The 357-nt window shown below is 38.9% G+C and carries 1 protein-coding gene; it reads left to right on the top strand.

Going from position 1 to position 357, the window contains the following annotated elements; translation table 11 throughout:
• Positions 1-13: 13 nt before the first annotated feature.
• Positions 14-357: IS66 family transposase (locus FC36_RS03500; RefSeq protein ID WP_235805799.1), on the top strand; the 344-nt coding region annotated here is incomplete at its 3' end.

Genomic DNA, 357 nt, shown 5'->3' with positions numbered 1-357 from the left:
TTTCGGGGCGTGTTTGGTTCATATCCGTAGAAAATTTGTTGAGATAGCCAAAGCTCTGAGAGGAAAAACGCATTCTGTAGCCCGAGAAGCGACAGTCCTACTCGGGAAAGTATTTCATGCGGAGAAGCAGTTGGAATATAAAACAGCAGAAGAAAAAGTAGCAGCTAGAAATAAAATTGTGAAGCCACTACTGGATGACTTCTATGAATTCATTTCTCAAGTTAATACTCCAAGTGGTCAATTGAAAAATGCGATTAAATATTCTTTTGATCAAAGAAGTAGACTTGAAGAAATTTTCAGAATAGGAGGCATGCCATTATCAAACAACGAAGTTGAGCAATGCATCCGCCCAACTAC

The sequence above is a fragment of the Ligilactobacillus equi DSM 15833 = JCM 10991 genome, assembly GCF_001435735.1.
Taxonomy (GTDB): domain Bacteria; phylum Bacillota; class Bacilli; order Lactobacillales; family Lactobacillaceae; genus Ligilactobacillus; species Ligilactobacillus equi.
Note: the sequence above shows the minus strand (reverse complement) of the source record. Positions and strands in the feature narration are given on the sequence as shown.